Below are 18,253 nucleotides of genomic sequence, written 5' to 3'. Positions count from 1 at the left end.
GTGTCACAAAACGTCATCGAAGTCTGAAGCGGGGCGCTGTCGGAGATCTGTCCGTTCTGTTTGCACTGGTGCCGGTGGCGCGATCGGTCCCGCTACCGGTGGTGTCGAATTCATTGGGCTTTGCGACGTCGTAATTGGGCTTGCTCCCTCAACTGGCGTTGGTGCGCCAATTCCGCCGTTACCGGCGAGAGGCGATGCTTGTTCGTCGTCAAGGTCGAGCCATTCTGGTCGTTCCCGGTTGCGACGCTTGTCGTTGATACGCGTGAATTGAATTGCGACTTCCATGAGGATCGTCAGCGACAGCGCTAGCACCAGCATGGAAACAGGATCCTGGCCTGGTGTCATGAATGCTGCGAAAAGGAACAGCAGCAAAATGATGATGCGTCGCTTATCCTTCATCGTTTCGTAGTGAAGAACGCCCGCCACATTCAACATGATGATGAACAGCGGCAGCTCGAAGCTCACGCCGAAAATGAGGATCAATGCGAGGAAAAAGTTAAAGTACCGTTCACCAGTGAGCGCTGCAATCTGTGCGTTATCGCCCATCTGCAACAAGAACTCGAGGCCATACGAAACAACGAAGTACGCTAGAACCGCACCAGCGGCGAAAAGCAGCGCAGCTGCGGAGACAGCAAGAAGCGTGAAGCGTCGTTCCTTGCGGACCAAACCAGGCGTGACATAAGCCCAAATCTGGTACAGCCACCACGGAGATGAAAGAACGAGGCCGGCAAGTGCGCCGACCTTCATGCGCAGCATAAACATCTCGAATGGGCTGGTAGCAAGCAAACGGCACTCACCGTCATTGCCAAAACGCTGCTCCTCTGGCAGCGCGCAATACGGTTCCTTCAACAACTCGCCGAGGGAGTTGAAATGCAGCGAGCCAGTCGAGGCTCCCGTGAACGGAATCTTCCAGGGGCCAAGAGTGAACGCCGCTTGGTACCACATGAAGCCCAAAATAGTACCGATCAACAAGCCGGCTATAGCTTTTAGCAGCCGGGAGCGAAGCTCCTGGATGTGCTCAACGATCGTCATTACGCCTTCGGGATCCCGCTCCCTCTTCTTACGGGATCGCGAAGGTTTAGTTGGCGAAGTCACTGTCCCTACTGGCGCCTACTGCTGTGGCTGGCCAGAGCCTGGGTTCTGGTCCTGCTGTGGCTGCTGGATCGGCTGAGCCGGCTGGACAGGCTGCTGTGCCTGAGGCTGCTGCATTGGCTGTGCCTGTGGCTGCTGTGGAGAAACTGCCTGCTGAGCCTGCTGATCCCAGTAAGACTGTGGCTGTGCCTGTGGAGCCTGCTGAATTGCCTGTGGCTGCTCGTCGTCGTTACGCATTTCCTTCACTTCAGACTTGAAGATGCGCATGGAACGACCCAGTGAACGTGCAGCGTCTGGGAGCTTCTTCGCGCCAAAGAGTAACACAATGACGACGAGGATAGCCATGATTTCCCAAGGTCCGAGATTTGGCATTCGCTTATTCACCTTTCACGGGAACGATAAGACTAAGAAATACTCTGCCACTATCGTGCAGATGAAGTCTGTGGTTGGTAACCATACGCTTCAAGACCCTCGCGTGCGCGAGCGATAACGGCCTTGTGCAACGATACCGGTTCTATAACCTCTACGCTTGGCGCACGCCGCAGGACAAAAGAAACGGCCTGGTCAACATTCCCCATCGGGATAAACGCTGGGTACCCCTGTTCACCATCGTCTTCTTCGTCCGACCAGAACACTGGGTCGTAGTCCGATACCCAGGTCGCATCGGCATTCACCATAATGCTTGCCCACTTCTCCGGAGTCTCATCCTCGTTGAAACCATACGGGTCGAGCGGGTCCACACTTCGAGGGGCAATCCATCGAGCTTGAGCGTCCGTGGCGCGCACAGACTCGATGCGATCGATACGGAAAGTCTTGACTGTCTTGGCATCGTCGTCATGGTCAGCCGCTTGCAGATAGGTGATGTCCTCTACCGCCATCACCTGAACTGGATCCAGCAATCGAACTGATCGCTCGTCTGAGGCATTGCGGTATTCGACTTCGATGACGTTCCGGTCCCGGATTGCTGACTGAATGACTTGTGCAAACTCAATGTTGCCCGCCGTCGCTGGAGTCGTATCCACGATCGCACCAGAGGTCCAGCTAATCTCCCGCAGCTTCGCGGCCGCCGACCGCACCACTTCCGGATCATTCAAAGCTGCCGATGTTTCCAACGTCTCCAACGTAAGCAGCAGCGTCGCAGCTTCTGCTGGAGTGAGTTTCATCGGCTGCGCCAGTGCTTCCACAGCCGGGATGACTTGAGCAGTCCACGGTCCCGAGTAAGTCACCGTGTATGCATTGCGGGTAGTCAATCCCGGCCTAGAGAGATTCGCCAACTGCTCCAGCCCGGCGCGTACTTGCGCAACGGTAAGCCCCAAGTCGGTCGCTGCCTCTGTGAAAGTTTTCGGCTCCTCAAAGTACGGTGCCAGATTCAATAACTGTGGCAGCGTCAGGTCTGGTGAATCATTCTGAGGCTTCATTTAGTTGTCCTCCCCGGCAGCATCCGCCGCGATGATGTTCTGCAAACGCTTGACGACGGCCTCCCGCACGCTCACTGGCTCGATTACTTCGAGGAACCCCGCGTAGTGAAGCCCATGTTCGACCAACTGCCATTCAGGCACGGGTGGGAGCTTCCAGACGTCGTCGTGAAGCAGTTCCGCATGACGGGTGAGGTCGAGGCATCGGCCTGGCGCGACTCGAACCACGCCGACCACGGGCGATTGGCCACGCGACAGGGTACGTTCCACGATGTCTTGCAGATTGCCCTTCTCACGCGGGTACATTGCTTCGGTGCCGGTATCAACGACATCGTGGACGCGCGTGAGCCGGAACGTACGGACGTCCTTGCGGTCCAAGTCGAAGCCGACGAGGTAATAGCGACCGCGCAAATTGGCGATCCCCCACGGTTCGATCGTGCGCAGCTCGTCATCGGCACCGTGCTGCTTGGCGTACCAGAACTGCACTTGTCGACGTGGCGGTTGAGCAGCCTCCAACAGAAGCTCAAAATGCGCGCCGTCAAGGTCAACGGTGTCGGCAACGACGACTGTAGATTCGCTACCGCGTAGGTCACTGCGCCGAGCCACAGAGGCAAGTTTTCCCCAACCCGACTTCGCGAATTGCGCGAGGTCAGGGCTATTAAAGGCGACACGGGCAGCCATGGCGATAACTGCTGCTTCGTCTTCTGTGAACTCAGGGTCGCTGAGGCGCCACATGGCGTCGTCGAGACGGAAACGACCACCAGATTCTTGAATGGGCACACCGTAGTCCTGCAGCATGGCGACATCGGTACGCAAATATCGCTCGACACTCTCCCTCTTGATGCCCGTATATCCGTCGACGTTGTGGCCGATCCAGTCGGTGGAGATCCAGCCGGGATCGTCGGCAAGTGCAATGACCAATGAGGCCATACGGGAGCGAGCTGCGTCTGTGACTTCCGTCGCCATAAAAGGTCTCCTTCTCACGAGTGGGAGTTCGGTGTTGTCTTCCGGTCTTAGGTTTCGCGTCCGACCATCGTCTCGATAAGAGCTGCGACCTTAGCGTTGTCGACCTCAAATGGGTCATCGACAACGACGGTCTCTGGCTCATCGTCGCTGACTTTCAAATGCGTCCAGTCCACAACGGTTTGTGCCTTCGACGCACGTGCCGCGGCGAGGAACTCACCGCGCAGCTTTGCTCGCGTAGTCTGCGGAGGCTTTGCGACGGCACTTTCGATAGCAGCATCGTCAATCCACCGGGTCACCGCGCCTTTTGCTTCGAGCATTCGGAAAATACCGCGACCTGGGCGGATATCGTGATACGCGAGATCGATCTGTGCGAGCTTGGCATCATCGATGGCCAGGCCACGATCAAGATAGCGCTTGATCAAAGACCATTTGATAGCCCAGTCGATGTCTTTGTCGATGGTTGAGTAATCGCCCGACTCGATAGCATCCAGTACTCGTCCCCACAGCTCGATAATGCGAGCCATATCCACGTTCGGTGTGCCTCGACCTGGAATGCCTTCAACGCGGCTGAACTCTGGACGCTGCTGCAACCACTGTTTCGCCGCGTTCAAGAATGCAAGCTGGATCTCCAGCGCTGTCGCTTCTTCCCCGTTGCGCAGCGCAATCGGGGTGGTGCCTGTCAGGTCGCGACTCACTGCGCGAATCGCCTTGATTTCGTTTGCGACTTCCAGATCCGGCAGTGCAAAGCCTGCCTCAATCATTTCCAACACCAGCTGGGTCGAGCCGACCTTGAGGGCAGTCGTCGTCTCGCTCATGTTGGAATCGCCGACGATGACGTGCAGACGACGGAAACGAGTCGAGTCCGCGTGTGGCTCATCGCGGGTATTAATAATTGGCCGCGAACGCGTCGTCGCAGATGAGACACCATCCCACACGTGATCTGCGCGCTGCGAGAAGCAGTACTGGACAGGATCATCAGCATGTGGAGAATTCGGGTACGGATGCCAAATGCGTCCGGCACCACAAATCAACTGGCGCGTAACCAGGAACGGCAGCAGCAACTTTGACAGTGCCTTCAGCCCCATGTCGCGACCAACGAGATAATTCTCGTGGCAACCGTAGGAATTGCCGGCGAAGTCGACGTTGTTCTTGAACAAGAACACCTTGCCGCCGATGTTCTCTTTCGCCAGGGCATCTTCCGCTGTGACGGCGAGATCGTCGAGAAGCTTCTCTCCTGCCCTGTCATGCGCAATGAGCTGGCTCACCGAGTCGCACTCAGCGGTCGCGAACTCAGGATGGCTACCCACGTCAAGGTACAGGCGACCGGAATTCGCGGTGAAGATATTGGTCGCGCCATATTCCTCAATCACTGGGCGGAACATGTAGCGAGCAATCTCATCCGGGCTTAGCCGCCGTGAACCATCGACTGTGCACGTGATTCCATACTCGGTTTCGATGCCGTTGATACGACGGACAAGAGCAGCAGCAGGCGCGGTGGCAGCGGGCACGGTAGAAGCGTCCCCGGTCACGGCCTATTCGCCGCCCTTCTGAACGTACGAACGGACGAACTCCTCAGCGTTGCTTTCCAGCAGGCCGTCGATCTCGTCGAGAAGATCGTCAGTCGAGCTCACATGAGCCTGCGCCTGACCGCCACCGGAGACGTCGCCGAGGACATCGTCGTCGCCACCGCCGGTACCGCCACCGGAAATCTGGGTGCCCTTCACATCAGCCATATTCTTCACTCCTCAAAAATTATGTTTGTTATTCATATGCTAGTTCGCAGGTGCTGCTACTTGCGTGAGCACGGCGCAGTGCGCGATGGTCGCGTTACTCCTGCGCGCCGAGCCCTGCGAGCCCTCGCTCAGAGAGGACATCGACAAGATCACTGATGCCCGATGCGGATTCCATAATGTCGCCGACTTCATCCTCATGAAGACCATCCACTTCACTGAAACTCAGGCGCACAAGATCCGCGTCATTGATGTCACCGGATTGCTTGTACGTGCCCGATCGATCGACGACCGCACTTTCCCAGCTCGCCGCCACGATGTCATCCGAGAACCTGCGCAACAATCCACCGCGCAGATACGCACGAGTAGTTGTCGGCGCGTGCGTCACAGCATGGAGTACGTCCTCTTCCGGAACCAGCGTCTGCATTGCCCCACGACGAACCAGTGCATGATACAAACCACGCGCCGGATCAATATCCGAGTACTGGAAATCAATCAACGCCAACTTCGGATGATCCCAACCAAGCCCTGCGCGACTGCGCAACCCTTCCATGAGCTTCAACTTCGCAGTCCAGTCCAACAGGTGTGAAGTCTTCAGGGGATCGTCGGCAAGTAGATCAAGAACTTGTGCCCACAGCTTTACGACGGTCCCCTCGGTGTCGTACACGCTCACTCGGCGGAGATACTCGCGCTGAATGTCGATGGCGGTGAGGTGAGTCGTGTGATCGGCTAGTTCCAGTTTGTTCGTACACGTCAGGTCATGTGAGACGCGGTGTACTTCTGCTACGGGTTCTCGCAGTGCGAGGTCGGAGAAGTCAACGCCGTCTTCGATAGCGTCGAGAACCAACGCAGTGGTGCCGAGCTTCAAAAACGTTGCGTACTCGCTCATGTTCGCATCGCCAATGATGACGTGCAGGCGACGCCACTTGTCTGGATTCGCGTGTGGTTCATCGCGGGTGTTGATGATGCCACGGTTCAGTGTCGTTTCCAGAGAGACTTCCGTCTCGATGTAGTCGGCACGCTGGGAAACCTGGAAGCCAGCTTCTTGGCCACGCTGGCCAAGACCTACTCGTCCAGCACCAGTGAAGATTTGGCGAGTCACGAAAAACGGAGTGAGACCGACAACGATGTTGGCGAAATCTGTCTCGCGACGGAACAAGTAGTTCTCGTGTGTGCCGTAGCTTGCGCCCTTGCCGTCTACATTATTGCGGTAGATCTTCAGTACTGGGCCTGGATTGCCCTCGTCATCGATTTCTTGCGCTGCAAGCTTTGCGGCTTCCAGCATGATGTGGTCACCTGCGCGGTCAGCAATAACAGCATCCCACGCTGATGTTGTCTCTGGTGCGGAGTATTCAGGGTGCGCATGGTCAACATAGAAACGCGCACCATTGCGCAGCAAAAGGTTGGCAGCACCCACTGCATTGGGATCAATGATCGGAGTCTGGTGATAGCGACGCAGATCAAAGCCACGGCTATCTCGCAGTGGCGACTCTGGTGCGTAGTCCCACCGGGTGCGCCGATCCAAGCCACCCTCATGTGCCTTGGCGTATGCCAGCACCGCTTGCGTTGAGGTCACGATAGGGCTCGCCGTGGGATCCTCCGGCGACAAGATGCCGTACTCGACCTCGGTGCCAAAAATACGGCGCTCGCCCCCGTTGGTCTGCTGAGCATTAGTGGTCATGGTGAACGACCTCCACAGCGGCTACCTTGCCGGAAGGACGACCGGAAATACGCGCCCATTCGTCTGGGTTCGACGTATTCGGGAGATCTTCGTTCTGCATGAACTCTTCAGCGACAGCGTCCATCAAATGCTGCTCGCAAATACCGTCAGGTCCACCAGCAATGACACTCTTAATTGCGGACTTCTTTGCGCGATCCACAATGTTGGCAATCATGGCGCCCGAGTTGAAATCACGGAAGTACAGCGTTTCCGCCGAACCATCGACGTAGCGAATACGCACGTACTCGTTATCTGGCGTTGCTCGGTACATACGCTCCACGACGGCGTCGATAAGCGAAGCGATGTTCTGCTCTACTCCACCGTGGCGGGCAATATCGTCCTCGCGGTACGGGAGCTCCTGAGTGAGGTATTTGCCGAAAATGTCGCGAGCGCCGTCGATGTCCGGGCGCTCAATGCGGATTTTGACGTCGAGACGACCAGGGCGCAGGATGGCCGGGTCGATCATCTCTTCGCGGTTCGAGGCGCCGATGACGATGACATTTTCCAGTCCCTCGACACCATCGAGCTCAGCGAGCAGCTGCGGCACCACAGTATTTTCCATGTCGGAGCTCACACCGGAGCCACGGGTGCGGAAAATGGAATCCATCTCGTCGAAGAAGACAATGACCGGGCGACCATCTTCCGCGATGTCGCGGGCACGGTCAAAGATCAATCGAATCTGACGCTCGGTCTCGCCCACGAACTTGTTCAACAGCTCCGGGCCCTTGACATTAAGGAAGTACGACTGTGCGCGGGCTGCTTCCTTCTCGCTCTTGCCGCTCTTCAATGCAATCTTGCGAGCTAGCGAATTCGCCACGGCCTTCGCAATCAGTGTCTTACCGTTGCCTGGAGGGCCATACAGCAGGACACCCTTAGGCGGGCGCAGGTCATACCGAGTAAAAAGCTCAGGGTGCAAGAATGGCATCTCGACGGCGTCGTGAATCTGGCCGATCTGCTTATCCAAACCGCCAATGTCGGTGTACTCGACATCAGGGACTTCCTCCAGCACCAGGTTCTCAACTTCGGCCTTCGGAATGACCTCAAAGGCGTGACCTGATTTACGGTCAATCAAGACCGTGTCACCGACCTTGGCGTTCAGATTCCCCGCCAACCGGAGCACAAACTCTTCCCCGTGATGATCCGTCGCAAGAACACGCTGCCTATCCGCGAGGACCTCACGCACAAGCGCCAAATCACCATGATCTGGATAACCACAGTCCTCGACCACTAACGAGCCGTCGTTAAGCCGAACCAGGCTTCCCGGAACAAGAGACTTCACATCGATCGATGCCAGCACCTGCAGGCGCATCCGTCGATTACCAGCAAAAACTTCTGCAGAGCCATCTTGCGCGCCGGGCTCCAAGAAAATGCCATACGTCGAGGGCGGCTCCATCATCTGCTCGATGTCCTGGCGCAGCAGTTCGAGCTGATTTCGAGAGTCCCGCAGCAACTGGACAAGCCGGTTATTGCGGATCCCCAACGTATGATTCTTGTGCTCTAAGTCACGGATTTGTTCTGCGGGGTTGGTCATACACTTAGGTTACCGTCACCCGGGTGTGAGTCACGTAACTACCGCTGGTTACGGCGTTGCGGACGTGGCGGAACCGTGCCATCAGCCAAGCGACGCGCCCACACGAGAAAAGCAGTATGCGCTTGCATGCGGTGTGCTGGGCGAACCGACAGATCCTTGACGTTCCAATCCCGGACCAATGACTCCCACGCGCGAGGCTCCGTGAAACACTTCTGCTCACGGATACCTTCCATAACCTTCATGAGCTGTGGCACCGTCGCCACGTACACCATCAGCACACCACCTGGCTGCAGTACCGAGCTGACGGTATCGAGGCATTCCCATGGCGACAACATGTCCAAAATAATGCGGTCAACTGGGCCTCCGAGCTTTTCGACGGTCGCCTCATTCAGATCACCGAGCCGTAGATCCCAGTTTGCAGGCTTCTCGCCCATGAAGTCGACGACATTGCGCTCGGCATGCTCGATGTGATCCTCGCGAACCTCGTACGAAATGAGCTGTCCCTCTGGGCCGATAGCGCGGAGCAAGCTGAGGCTCAGCGCACCGGAGCCGGCACCGGCTTCCAGGACGCGGGCACCTGGGAAGATGTCTCCCTCAATGACGATCTGAGCTGCATCCTTTGGGTAGATGACGGCTGCGCCTCGCGGCATCGACAGGACATAGTCGACCATGAGGTGGCGAAGCGCCAGGTAGACGGTGCCTTCCGCTGATGTCACCGTGGTGCCTTCGGCAGCGCCGATGAGATCGTCGTGTGCAATGGCACCACGGTGGGTGAAGAATTGGCCGCCTTCTTCAAGAATGATTGTGAAATGGCGGTTCTTCGAGTCCGTCAGTTGAACCCTGTCGCCTACCTGAAATGGTCCGCTATCTGCCATGTGGAATACAAGCTCCTTGTGAGTTGAGATGCCGGGCTACGCGGAGGCAATCCGGGTCGTGCTTTAACGTAGACAGTATGCCTGAGGTAAGTGGATATTCTGGAACTGAAGCTAGCGCCGGCACTGAGTCCGCTCCGAAGCGCAAGGTAAGCAAGCTTGCGTTATCGCCGTCGCGTGCAAATGACTACCAGCAATGCCCGCTGAAGTATCGATTTCGTGCCATTGATAAGTTGCCGGAGCCGTCCACGGTTGCTCAGGTCAAGGGCACGCTGGTTCACGCTGTCTTGGAGGAAATGCATAGTTGGCCGCGTGAGGAGCGCACCTATCCAGGCGCAGTCCTGCGCCTGAAGCCACATTGGGCTGAGATGAAAGCGAAGGATGAGTCGCTGCATGAGCTGGTGCCAGAAGACGACTTGATGGAGTTTTTGGTCGAGTGTCGTGCCCTTCTCAAGGGGTATTTCTTCATGGAAAACCCAGCCGGTTTCGATGCGTCAGAGACCGAGAAATTCGTGCAGCTCATTCTTGGCGACGAGTCGGTGGGCACCACCGTGCCCGTTCGCGGTTTCATTGACCGCGTAGATATCGCGCCAACAGGTGAAGTTCGAGTCGTTGACTACAAGACGGGAAAGAAGCCACATCCCCATTTCCAGGATGATGCGCTCTTCCAAATGCGCTTTTATGCGCTCGTGTGGTGGCGCCTGACGGGTCGGGTGCCAACGCAACTTAGGTTGATGTACCTGAAGGTTGCAGATGACCTGGTACATAGTCCAACAACATCGGAGCTCATCCAGTTTGAGGCTGAGCTCGCGACGTTGTGGGAAAACATTGTTAGGGATGGCGAATTCGGTGACTTTGTTCCGAAGAAATCCAAACTATGTGGTTGGTGCTCATTCCAGGAATTGTGCCCAGCATTCGGAGGGGTTACTCCGGAGTATCCAGGCTGGCCTGGTTCCTTCGGCGACTGATCGGCATCCAGTTCGTCCTTGTTGCTAGAGCACCACACTGCCGATGGCGAAGCCGAACATCACGGCAAGCACGATGCACACTGTGCCCGGAATGATGAACGAATGGTTGAATACGTACTTGCCAATGCGAGTCGTGCCAGTGTCATCCATTTCGACTGCGGCAAGCAATGTTGGGTATGTCGGCAAGATAAAGAGTGCTGAAACCGCTGCAAACGATGCGACGGCTGTCAAAGGCGATACGCCTACCGCCAGAGCAGCCGGCATCAGAGCCTTCGACGTGGCAGCCTGCGAGTACAGAAGCGCTGCGGCGAAGAAGAGAATAATGGCGAGCATCCACGGGGATTCCTTCAGCAGTTCTCCGGAGCCACTCTTAATTGCATCGATGTGCTCGTTGATGATGGTTGTTCCGAGCCATGCCACACCCAGGACACAGACGCTGGCGGACATACCAGACTTGAACACTGGAGTATTCAGAATTTCTGCGGCATCGATCTTGCAGGCCAAGACGATGAATGTCGCAGCACTCAACATGATGGTCATGATTGCCTCGTTACGAGGCAACGTTGGATCGGTGATCAGACCTACCTGTTCCGCACTGATGGTGGCGTATGCCATGACGAGGAGAATCGCACCAAGGAAAATGCCAACCGACAGCTTGCTGCCCTTTGGGGCGACATATTCTGCGAGCTGGCCTTGCGGGGGCTTGACCAAACCTCGTGCGAGGCGATCTTGGTAGACCTCGTCGTCGGCAAGCTCTTTGCCCAAATGATTCGTGATGAGTGCGGTGGGCAGAATCGCGAGGAATGTTGAAGGGATGACAACGGCAAGCAGGGACAGATAGCCGACGCCTTTCGGCTCCAGCAGGCTCGCCATGAACACAACGGCCGCTGAAATAGGTGAAGCAGTGATGGCCATTTGGGAGGCGACAACTGCGATCGATAGTGGTCGTGATGGGCGGACCTTGCCTTCCTTTGCGACTTCTGCGATGACCGGCAGCGTGGAAAAGGCGGTGTGGCCGGTGCCTGCGAGCAAAGTCATCAAGTAGGTCACGATGGGCGCCCAGTACGTGATGTGGCGTGGGTTCTTGCGTAGTAGTTTCTCCGCGACGTGGACCAAATAGTCCATACCGCCAGCTTTTTGCATAGCGGCGATCGCTGCGATGACCGACATGATGATGCCGATAACGTCGAATGGGATGTCTTCTCGGGTTACTGGGATGCCGGTGAGGCCCAACAGTAAGACTCCGAGACCGCCTGCGAGGCCGATCGCAATCGACCCGAGACGTGCGCCAATGATGATGGCTGCTAGAACGATGACAATCTGCAGGGTAAGCAACATGTCAGTTCCTCTCTGGGGAATTGGTGATTATGAATCTATATTTACTTTTGGTGGGGAATGTACCAACGCTAAAGGGCCTCCCCCGGGTTGTTTACCCTGGGAAGGCCCTTCGCTGCGGTCATGCTGTCACACGGATTTACGTGGTTTTGTTTGGTGCTTCAATGCCGAGTGCACCAAGTCGGGTCTCGCCATCGATGTAGCGCTTGCCTCGGTACTCGGGATGCATGAGGTTGTGAGCGGACAGAATCTGATCCAACTCTGCTTCGTCCAGCAACTTGCGTTCCAGGACAATGTCTCGAACCGACTTGCCAGTTTTGGCTGACTCGCGACCCACGACATCACCTTCATGGTGACCGATCACTGGATTCAGGTACGTGACGATGCCGATCGAGCTATTGACGTAATTGCGACACACTTCTTCGTTTGCGGTGATATCGACGACGCACTTTTCCCGCAAGGTATCTGCTGCGTTCTTCATCAGGCTGATCGACTCGAAAATGCACTGGCCGATAACCGGTTCCATGACGTTCAGCTGAAGCTGACCAGCCTCTGATGCCATGGTCAGAGTGACGTCGTTGCCGAAGACCTTGAAGCACGTCTGGTTGACAACCTCAGGAATCACCGGATTAACCTTTGCTGGCATAATCGACGATCCAGCGGCGCGTTCTGGCAGGTTGATTTCATTCAATCCAGCCCGTGGCCCCGATGCCAACAGTCGAAGGTCGTTGCACATCTTGGACATCTTCATAGCAGCGCGCTTCAGTGCAGCGTGGACATTGACGTACGCGCCAGTGTCGCTGGTTGCCTCGATGAGGTCCTTTGCCGAGGAGACGTCCAGACCTGACACTTCGCGCAACGCCTGAGTAACTGCTTCGCGGTAGCCGGATGGAGCATTCACTCCGGTGCCAATTGCCGTAGCGCCGAGGTTAATTTCCAACAGACGAGCAGCAGCCTGAGAAATAGTGGCCTGCTCCTCCTCCAGGTTCGTGGCAAACGCATGGAATTCCTGGCCGAGCGTCATTGGCACAGCATCCTGCAGCTGGGTGCGACCCATCTTGATGATGTTGCCGAACTCATCGCCCTTAGCGTGCAGTGCGGTAGCAAGTTCCTGTAGATGCTCCTTCAAATCCTCCAGCGCCATGTGGACGGCTAGTCGGAAACCAGTTGGGTAAGCATCGTTAGTGGACTGGCACTGATTGACATCGTCATTTGGGTTGATGATGTCGTAGCGGCCCTTGGGGAAACCGAGATGTTCCAGCGCGAGGTTCGCAATGACCTCATTGGTGTTCATGTTCAAGCTGGTGCCAGCGCCACCCTGGAATACGTCGATAGGAAACTGATCCATGCAACGGCCGTTTTCCAGAACCTCGTCGCAAGCGGCAATGATTGCTGCAGCGACATCATTAGGAATCGTGTGAACACGCTGATTGGCAATTGCCGCGGCCTTCTTGACCATCACCATGCCCCGAACGAACTCCGGAACTTCGTTGATGGTTTTTCCCGAAATTTGGTAGTTGTTGATGGCCCGGAGGGTATGCACCCCGTAGTAGGCGCCATTGGGAACTTCGAGTTCACCAAGAAGGTCAATTTCTGTGCGGGTGTTCGACATAGATAATCTCCTATGGTTCGGAAATTGTGGACTCAAGCCAACTACTCTCGACCCTACACTTGAACGAAAAAGACGGTTGCGCGCTCAACGCGTGCAACCGCCTGTGACCAGCTATTTTACCCTAGAATTGCTGATGGGAAGACTGCTATAAGGAAAGTCACAGTGAACTTCCATTGACAGCAGTCGTGGTGATGTTCCCCTAAATTCGAGCGATGCGAATTTCCGATGCGAGGATAGCCTGAGCACCGAGCTCGGCCAGTTCGTCCATAATCGGGTTAGCCATCTTCCGTGGCACCATTGCGCGGACAGCAACCCAATCATCATGCGCAAGCGGAGAGACCGTTGGACCCGACAAGCCTGGCGTGACCTTGGTCGCTTCCTCTAGGTGCAAACGCTTGATGTTGTAGTCCACCATCATGTAGTTCTTTGCGTGCAGAATGCCGGTCAGGCGACGCAGGAACACATTCTGTGCGTCCGTGACTTCCTTGTTTTCGCGGCCAACAACGACTGCCTCCGACGTGCACAGTGGCTCACCGAATGGAGCGAGACCTTGCTTGCGCAGCGTACGTCCGGTCGACACGACATCAGCAATAACATCGGCGACACCCAGTCGAATGGAAATCTCGACTGCGCCGTCCAGGCGAATGACCTCCGCGGACATACCGCGAGCCTTCAGATCCTCACGAACGAGGTTTGGGTACGACGTCGCAATGCGCTTGCCATCCAGAGCTTCAATGCTCCACTCTTCGTTTGCTGGCGCTGCGTAACGGAACGTCGAACCGCCAAACCCCAGGGTTAAGACTTCCTTGACCGGAGCCAAGGAATCGGCAGCCAGGTCACGACCCGTGATACCCAAATCGAGATGGCCGTTGCCCACGTAAATTGGGATGTCCTTCGGGCGAAGGAAGAAGAACTCAATGTCATTGTCTGCATCGGCAATGGTCAGGCTCTTGGAGTCACCACGGCCCGGGTAGCCAGCTTCTTCGAGAATCTCGACAGCAGCTTCGGACAGTGAACCTTTATTAGGGACTGCAACGCGCAGCATCAAGCGGGTCCTTTCCTACAGGTACTTGTAGATGTCTTCAGGAGTGAGTCCGCGACCCACCATGACTACCTGCAGCCAGTACAGTAGCTGCGAGATTTCCTCCGACAGTTCCTCGTCAGATTCGTACTCGGCGGCCAGCCACACTTCGCCAGCCTCCTCGACGATCTTCTTTCCCTGGAAATGGACGCCCTTGTCCAGTGCTTCTACAGTTCCGGAGCCTTCTGGGCGGGATTCTGCCTTTTCTTTCAATTCGGCATAGAGGTCATCAAAGTTCTTCACTCGGCCTATTGTTCCATGTCTTCAGATCGCAGGCGAAGGCAGCCCGCAGATCGGCGAGCCGCCACCCCTCCAGGGTGCCTTCATAGTGCCGAGCGAATGGTGACAACGCCGTTATTGCATCGGCTGGTGGAGGCGCGCCTTCCATTGGAATCCACAGCACTTCACACTGTGCGGCCAGTGCGGATCGCGTACCAGTCGCAGAGTCTTCAAGAGCTAAACATTCCTGCGGTCGAAAGCCAGCGATCTCCACGCCTCGCAAATATGGATCTGGTGCTGGTTTGCCATGGGGAACGTCATCTCCACACACGGTGGCGGTAAACATGTGCTCGCCCATCGCTTCAATGCACGGCGTAGCGACTTTACGGCGCGTATTCGTCACCAACACCACCGGGATACTCTCCGCATGCGCCTCGGCGATAATGTCCCGCACTCCTGGTAGCCACACGACTCCGTTCTCGCGCACCAGCTCAATCACACGGTTTTCCAAGAAATCGGATTCTTGCTTCACGACGTCGTCGTCAAGCGGAACACCGGCGTGTGCAGCACAAATGGCGACGGTATCGCGCAGTGTGTTTCCGACGCAGGTGGCGCGAAGCTCGGGAGTAAGGCGACGGCCGAGTCGTTCGGAGCACTCATAGGTTGCGATTTCCCAGAAGGGTTCGGAATTGATGAGGCTGCCGTCCATGTCCCAAAGTAGTGCGCGCACGATCGCCAAGCCTAGCCCGGATTGGTACCTGGTGATAGTCGGAGGAAAATCCCCACTTCTAGTGATGTAAATCACCATTAACTGATAGTGTGCGCCATATGAGCGAATCTGCAGATCAGCCACAGGCATACTTTGAATTTCTCGGCACCGTCGAGATGGATACCAAGCAAGGACCAGCAACGTTCGAGCGCTTCCTTTGTACCGAGCTGGCACATGGTGCGTGGGGCCCATTCCAGCACGGTGCTCCCCCAGCTGCGTTGCTGACGCGTGCACTGGAACGCGGACCAGGATCTGACTCGGAAATGCGCACCACGCGAATCGCGGTGGACCTCCTCGGCCAGGTGCCTTACACCGAGATTCGCACTCGTTCGTGGGTGTCTCGCCCTGGTCGGCAGATTCAGAAGATCGAGGCGGAGATCTTGGCCGAAGACAAAAACGGCAATTGGCGTGCAGTCGCCTCCGGCGCTGCATGGCAGATGTCAACGATTGATACCAGCGAGATCGAGCGAGCTTTTGACCGCAGCATCCCGGGGCCAGACGAATGCAATGATGAGGTTGTGCCACTAAAGCAATGGCCAGGCGGATTCATTTCCTCGGTGGAAGCTCGCTCCGGCGAAGACAAGAGCCCAGTTCACCATTCCGGCCCTGGAACACGCATCCACTGGGTGCGTACCCCCTACCCAATCGTCGAGGGCGAGGTACCAACGCCTATCGAGTACCTGATGCAATTGACTGACACCGCCAACGGCATTGGCGCGACGCTGGACTACAACAAGTGGGCGTTTATGAACACCGACTTGGTTGTTCACATCCATCGCCAGCCGAACCTCGATACCACCGACCGCTGGATCGGTATTAGCGCCCGCGGTTCCGTAGGGCCGGATGGAATTGGCATGACCTCCGGCGAACTTTACGACGAATACGGCCCGATCGGCCGCTCCGTTCAGACTCTCCTGGTCCGCCCGCAGGCAGCGCCACTGGCATAGGTAGACGCAGCCTAGCCGGGCTTAACTACTTATCGTCGAAGTCGGATAGTCCCTTTCGGACTATGCCGACTCGCGCTGCATTGGAGATTGCCAGGATATCGATGATCTCCTGTGCAATCGCACCCATTATAGGCGTGAATAGTCCGAATACAGCCAAGATCATGCCGATGATGGATAGCCCCATGCCGCCGATGACGCTCTGCAACGCGATTCGACGCATACGGGTACCAATGTGCAGCAGATCGTCGAGCCTTTCCAATGACGAATCAAGCACGACGGCATCAGCAGCTTCACTGGTGACATCCGAGGTCGCGCCAAAGGCGACACCGGCGGACGCGGCCGTCATCGCCGGCGCATCGTTGATGCCATCGCCCAAGAACAGGGTTGGCCCCTCCGTGGTCTTTTCTCGAACCATGTCGAGCTTTTGCTCAGGCGACATGCCACCAAACACCGTGTCAATACCGACCTGTTGGGCCAGGTGACGAACCTCGGCTTCACGGTCACCCGACAGAATCATCATTTCCTTGACACCGTGCTTCTTCGGCAGGTGCTCGATAAAGCTGGAGGCGGTCGACCGTGGCTCATCTCGGAACTGCAGTGTGGCGGCATACGAATCGTCGATAAGAATGACCGATTCCATTCCTGCTGCGGTGGGTGGCAGCTGCACAACGGATTGCGGATCAAACTTCGCGAGCCCCGCACGATTGGTAATTCGCACTGCTCTACCTGCGACTTCACCTATTAGACCCTGACCGGGATGTTCGGAAATTGTGTCAACCTCGGGTACCTCAAGGTTGCGATCAGCTGCCTCGCGCACAATCGCAGAAGCTAGCGGGTGCTTGGAGTACTTTTCGACGGCCGCTGCAAACGCCAACACTTCATCAGCGGAGATCGCAGAACGGTGTGGTGTGATGACTTCTGTGACCGAAGGGCGACCGTACGTCAACGTGCCTGTCTTGTCGAACATCACGGTGGTAACTCGTCCGACATCTTCGAGCATGGCTGGATTCTTGATGATGATACCGCGTCGGGCGGACAAGGAAATGGCGCCAATAATGGCGACTGGAACGCCAATAAGCAAAGGGCAAGGCGTTGCGATGACGAGCACTGCCAAGAACCTAGATGGGTCCCCCGACATTGCCCACCCGAGGCAGGCAAGAATGAGCGCGATGACCGTGTACCAAGCACCCAACCGATCAGCCATGCGTCGCATAGGAGGACGATTGTTCTCAGCCTCGCGCAAGACACCAACGATTTTTGCGTAGCGAGAGTCCTTTGCAGCAGCGGTAGCCCTAATGGTCAGCGCTGCTTCCCCATTGATTGCGCCGGAAATAACAGTCGAACCTTTCGACTTCGGGACGACATAAGGTTCGCCGGTTAGGTACGACTCGTCCATTGAGCCGTGTCCATCAACGACCTCGCCGTCAACAGGACTGAGCTCGTGCGGCAACACGACGATCAGGTCGTTTACGGTGATGCTGTCGGCGTGGACGTCGTCAGTGCCGTCGGCAAGCGTAGTGCCACGAAGTTTGTGCGCAACCGTAGGACTGCGCTTCGCTAACGCGTCTAATGTTGCGGACGCGCGTTTTGATGCGGCTTCTTCGAGAGCTTCACCGCCCGACAACATGAGGACAATGATGGCAGCGACCAGCCATTCGCCCATGAGCACTGCAGCAATGATGGACATCGCAGCCAACATGTCAGCGCCACCACGGGCCTTAATCGCCCCCTTGATGACATCAATGGTCAGCGGAATGCCACCGACTACGACCATTGCAATGAGGGGCCAGTGTGCAGCCCAGCTGTCGTAGTGCAGCCCGTAGCGAAGCACGAGGTGCAGCACTATCGCGATGAGTGTCGCTGTGGCGATGGCCCCATCGGCCGACGTAAAGAATGCTTTGACGCCTCGGCCTGGTGCCGAAGCTGTCGTAGCAGTGGGCGCTGTGGAGCTACGGGAATGGATGGTCATTTCGGTGCTCATATAACTATCGTCGCA

General features: G+C 56.6%; 17 protein-coding genes. 2 read left to right on the top strand and 15 right to left on the bottom strand.

Features of this window, described 5'->3' with window-relative positions; translation table 11 throughout:
* Positions 1–3: 3 nt before the first annotated feature.
* The 9 genes from tatC to WG934_RS06030 all read right to left on the bottom strand — a co-directional run bounded on the left by tatC (position 4) and on the right by WG934_RS06030 (position 9,329).
* Positions 4–1,032 carry a twin-arginine translocase subunit TatC gene (gene tatC, locus WG934_RS06070; protein ID WP_339978547.1) on the bottom strand — a complete coding sequence of 343 codons (1,029 nt, stop codon included), beginning with the start codon at positions 1,030–1,032 and terminating at the stop codon, positions 4–6.
* Positions 1,033–1,110: 78 nt separating this feature from the next.
* A complete protein-coding gene (gene tatA, locus WG934_RS06065) occupies positions 1,111–1,464 on the bottom strand; it encodes a Sec-independent protein translocase subunit TatA (protein WP_339978545.1) in 354 nt (117 codons plus the stop codon).
* A 50-nt stretch (positions 1,465–1,514) separates the two neighbouring features.
* Positions 1,515–2,510, bottom strand: a complete 996-nt coding sequence (locus tag WG934_RS06060) for a WYL domain-containing protein (protein ID WP_339978543.1) — start codon at positions 2,508–2,510, stop codon at positions 1,515–1,517.
* Positions 2,511–3,473 (bottom strand): helix-turn-helix transcriptional regulator, encoded by a 963-nt coding sequence (locus WG934_RS06055; protein ID WP_339989128.1) that lies wholly within the window; start codon positions 3,471–3,473, stop codon positions 2,511–2,513.
* A 47-nt stretch (positions 3,474–3,520) separates the two neighbouring features.
* Positions 3,521–5,002 (bottom strand): Pup--protein ligase, encoded by a 1,482-nt coding sequence (gene pafA / locus WG934_RS06050; RefSeq protein WP_339989127.1) that lies wholly within the window; start codon positions 5,000–5,002, stop codon positions 3,521–3,523.
* Positions 5,003–5,005: 3 nt separating this feature from the next.
* Positions 5,006–5,206 (bottom strand): ubiquitin-like protein Pup, encoded by a 201-nt coding sequence (locus tag WG934_RS06045; protein WP_339989125.1) that lies wholly within the window; start codon positions 5,204–5,206, stop codon positions 5,006–5,008.
* A 94-nt stretch (positions 5,207–5,300) separates the two neighbouring features.
* On the bottom strand, positions 5,301–6,884 hold the full coding sequence (gene dop, locus WG934_RS06040; protein WP_339989123.1) for a depupylase/deamidase Dop: 1,584 nt from the start codon (positions 6,882–6,884) through the stop codon (positions 5,301–5,303).
* Positions 6,874–8,454 carry a proteasome ATPase gene (gene arc / locus WG934_RS06035; RefSeq protein ID WP_339978536.1) on the bottom strand — a complete coding sequence of 527 codons (1,581 nt, stop codon included), beginning with the start codon at positions 8,452–8,454 and terminating at the stop codon, positions 6,874–6,876. Before arc ends, dop begins: the two co-directional genes overlap by 11 nt.
* A 38-nt stretch (positions 8,455–8,492) precedes the next feature.
* Positions 8,493–9,329, bottom strand: coding sequence for a tRNA (adenine-N1)-methyltransferase (locus WG934_RS06030; RefSeq protein ID WP_339989122.1), 837 nt, complete (start codon positions 9,327–9,329; stop codon positions 8,493–8,495).
* 77 nt (positions 9,330–9,406) lie between these two features.
* On the opposite strand from WG934_RS06030, the gene WG934_RS06025 reads away from it, so the two are divergent.
* Complete coding sequence (locus WG934_RS06025) at positions 9,407–10,294, top strand: RecB family exonuclease (protein WP_339989120.1); 888 nt, start codon at positions 9,407–9,409, stop codon at positions 10,292–10,294.
* Between the two features lie 24 nt (positions 10,295–10,318).
* On the opposite strand, the gene WG934_RS06020 is transcribed toward WG934_RS06025, so the two are convergent.
* From WG934_RS06020 to WG934_RS06000, 5 genes are all read right to left on the bottom strand, one after another.
* Positions 10,319–11,632, bottom strand: a complete 1,314-nt coding sequence (locus tag WG934_RS06020) for an anaerobic C4-dicarboxylate transporter (RefSeq protein ID WP_339978532.1) — start codon at positions 11,630–11,632, stop codon at positions 10,319–10,321.
* Between the two features lie 136 nt (positions 11,633–11,768).
* A complete protein-coding gene (aspA, locus tag WG934_RS06015; protein ID WP_339978530.1) occupies positions 11,769–13,241 on the bottom strand; it encodes an aspartate ammonia-lyase in 1,473 nt (490 codons plus the stop codon).
* 199 nt (positions 13,242–13,440) lie between these two features.
* Positions 13,441–14,286: an ATP phosphoribosyltransferase gene (gene hisG, locus WG934_RS06010; protein ID WP_339978528.1), complete on the bottom strand. Its 846-nt coding sequence runs from the start codon at positions 14,284–14,286 to the stop codon at positions 13,441–13,443.
* Positions 14,287–14,301: 15 nt separating this feature from the next.
* Positions 14,302–14,565 carry a phosphoribosyl-ATP diphosphatase gene (locus WG934_RS06005; RefSeq protein WP_339978527.1) on the bottom strand — a complete coding sequence of 88 codons (264 nt, stop codon included), beginning with the start codon at positions 14,563–14,565 and terminating at the stop codon, positions 14,302–14,304.
* Entirely contained in the window at positions 14,552–15,271 is a 720-nt protein-coding gene (locus WG934_RS06000; protein ID WP_339989119.1) for an HAD family hydrolase, read from the bottom strand. Before WG934_RS06000 ends, WG934_RS06005 begins: the two co-directional genes overlap by 14 nt.
* A 98-nt stretch (positions 15,272–15,369) precedes the next feature.
* Here WG934_RS06000 and WG934_RS05995 point away from each other — a divergent pair, with 98 nt between their 5' ends.
* A complete protein-coding gene (locus WG934_RS05995; RefSeq protein ID WP_339989116.1) occupies positions 15,370–16,257 on the top strand; it encodes a thioesterase family protein in 888 nt (295 codons plus the stop codon).
* 25 nt (positions 16,258–16,282) lie between these two features.
* On the opposite strand, the gene WG934_RS05990 is transcribed toward WG934_RS05995, so the two are convergent.
* Positions 16,283–18,238 (bottom strand): heavy metal translocating P-type ATPase, encoded by a 1,956-nt coding sequence (locus WG934_RS05990; RefSeq protein ID WP_339989113.1) that lies wholly within the window; start codon positions 18,236–18,238, stop codon positions 16,283–16,285.
* Positions 18,239–18,253: the final 15 nt, after the last annotated feature.

Origin of the sequence: Corynebacterium sp. H78, from assembly GCF_037572275.1 — a bacterium.
In the GTDB taxonomy this organism is placed as follows: domain Bacteria; phylum Actinomycetota; class Actinomycetes; order Mycobacteriales; family Mycobacteriaceae; genus Corynebacterium.
The sequence above is the reverse complement of the archived record's forward strand: the minus strand, read 5'-3'. Positions and strand labels throughout refer to the sequence as shown.

Coding starts and splice junctions, on each gene's coding strand:
- tatC (WP_339978547.1), bottom strand. CDS start 1,032: ATGACGATCGTTGAGCACATCCAGGAGCTTCGCTCCCGGCTGCTAAAA.
- tatA (WP_339978545.1), bottom strand. CDS start 1,464: ATGCCAAATCTCGGACCTTGGGAAATCATGGCTATCCTCGTCGTCATT.
- WG934_RS06060 (WP_339978543.1), bottom strand. CDS start 2,510: ATGAAGCCTCAGAATGATTCACCAGACCTGACGCTGCCACAGTTATTG.
- WG934_RS06055 (WP_339989128.1), bottom strand. CDS start 3,473: ATGGCGACGGAAGTCACAGACGCAGCTCGCTCCCGTATGGCCTCATTG.
- WG934_RS06045 (WP_339989125.1), bottom strand. CDS start 5,206: ATGGCTGATGTGAAGGGCACCCAGATTTCCGGTGGCGGTACCGGCGGT.
- dop (WP_339989123.1), bottom strand. CDS start 6,884: ATGACCACTAATGCTCAGCAGACCAACGGGGGCGAGCGCCGTATTTTT.
- arc (WP_339978536.1), bottom strand. CDS start 8,454: ATGACCAACCCCGCAGAACAAATCCGTGACTTAGAGCACAAGAATCAT.
- WG934_RS06030 (WP_339989122.1), bottom strand. CDS start 9,329: ATGGCAGATAGCGGACCATTTCAGGTAGGCGACAGGGTTCAACTGACG.
- WG934_RS06025 (WP_339989120.1), top strand. CDS start 9,407: ATGCCTGAGGTAAGTGGATATTCTGGAACTGAAGCTAGCGCCGGCACT.
- WG934_RS06020 (WP_339978532.1), bottom strand. CDS start 11,632: ATGTTGCTTACCCTGCAGATTGTCATCGTTCTAGCAGCCATCATCATT.
- aspA (WP_339978530.1), bottom strand. CDS start 13,241: ATGTCGAACACCCGCACAGAAATTGACCTTCTTGGTGAACTCGAAGTT.
- hisG (WP_339978528.1), bottom strand. CDS start 14,286: ATGCTGCGCGTTGCAGTCCCTAATAAAGGTTCACTGTCCGAAGCTGCT.
- WG934_RS05995 (WP_339989116.1), top strand. CDS start 15,370: ATGAGCGAATCTGCAGATCAGCCACAGGCATACTTTGAATTTCTCGGC.
- WG934_RS05990 (WP_339989113.1), bottom strand. CDS start 18,238: ATGAGCACCGAAATGACCATCCATTCCCGTAGCTCCACAGCGCCCACT.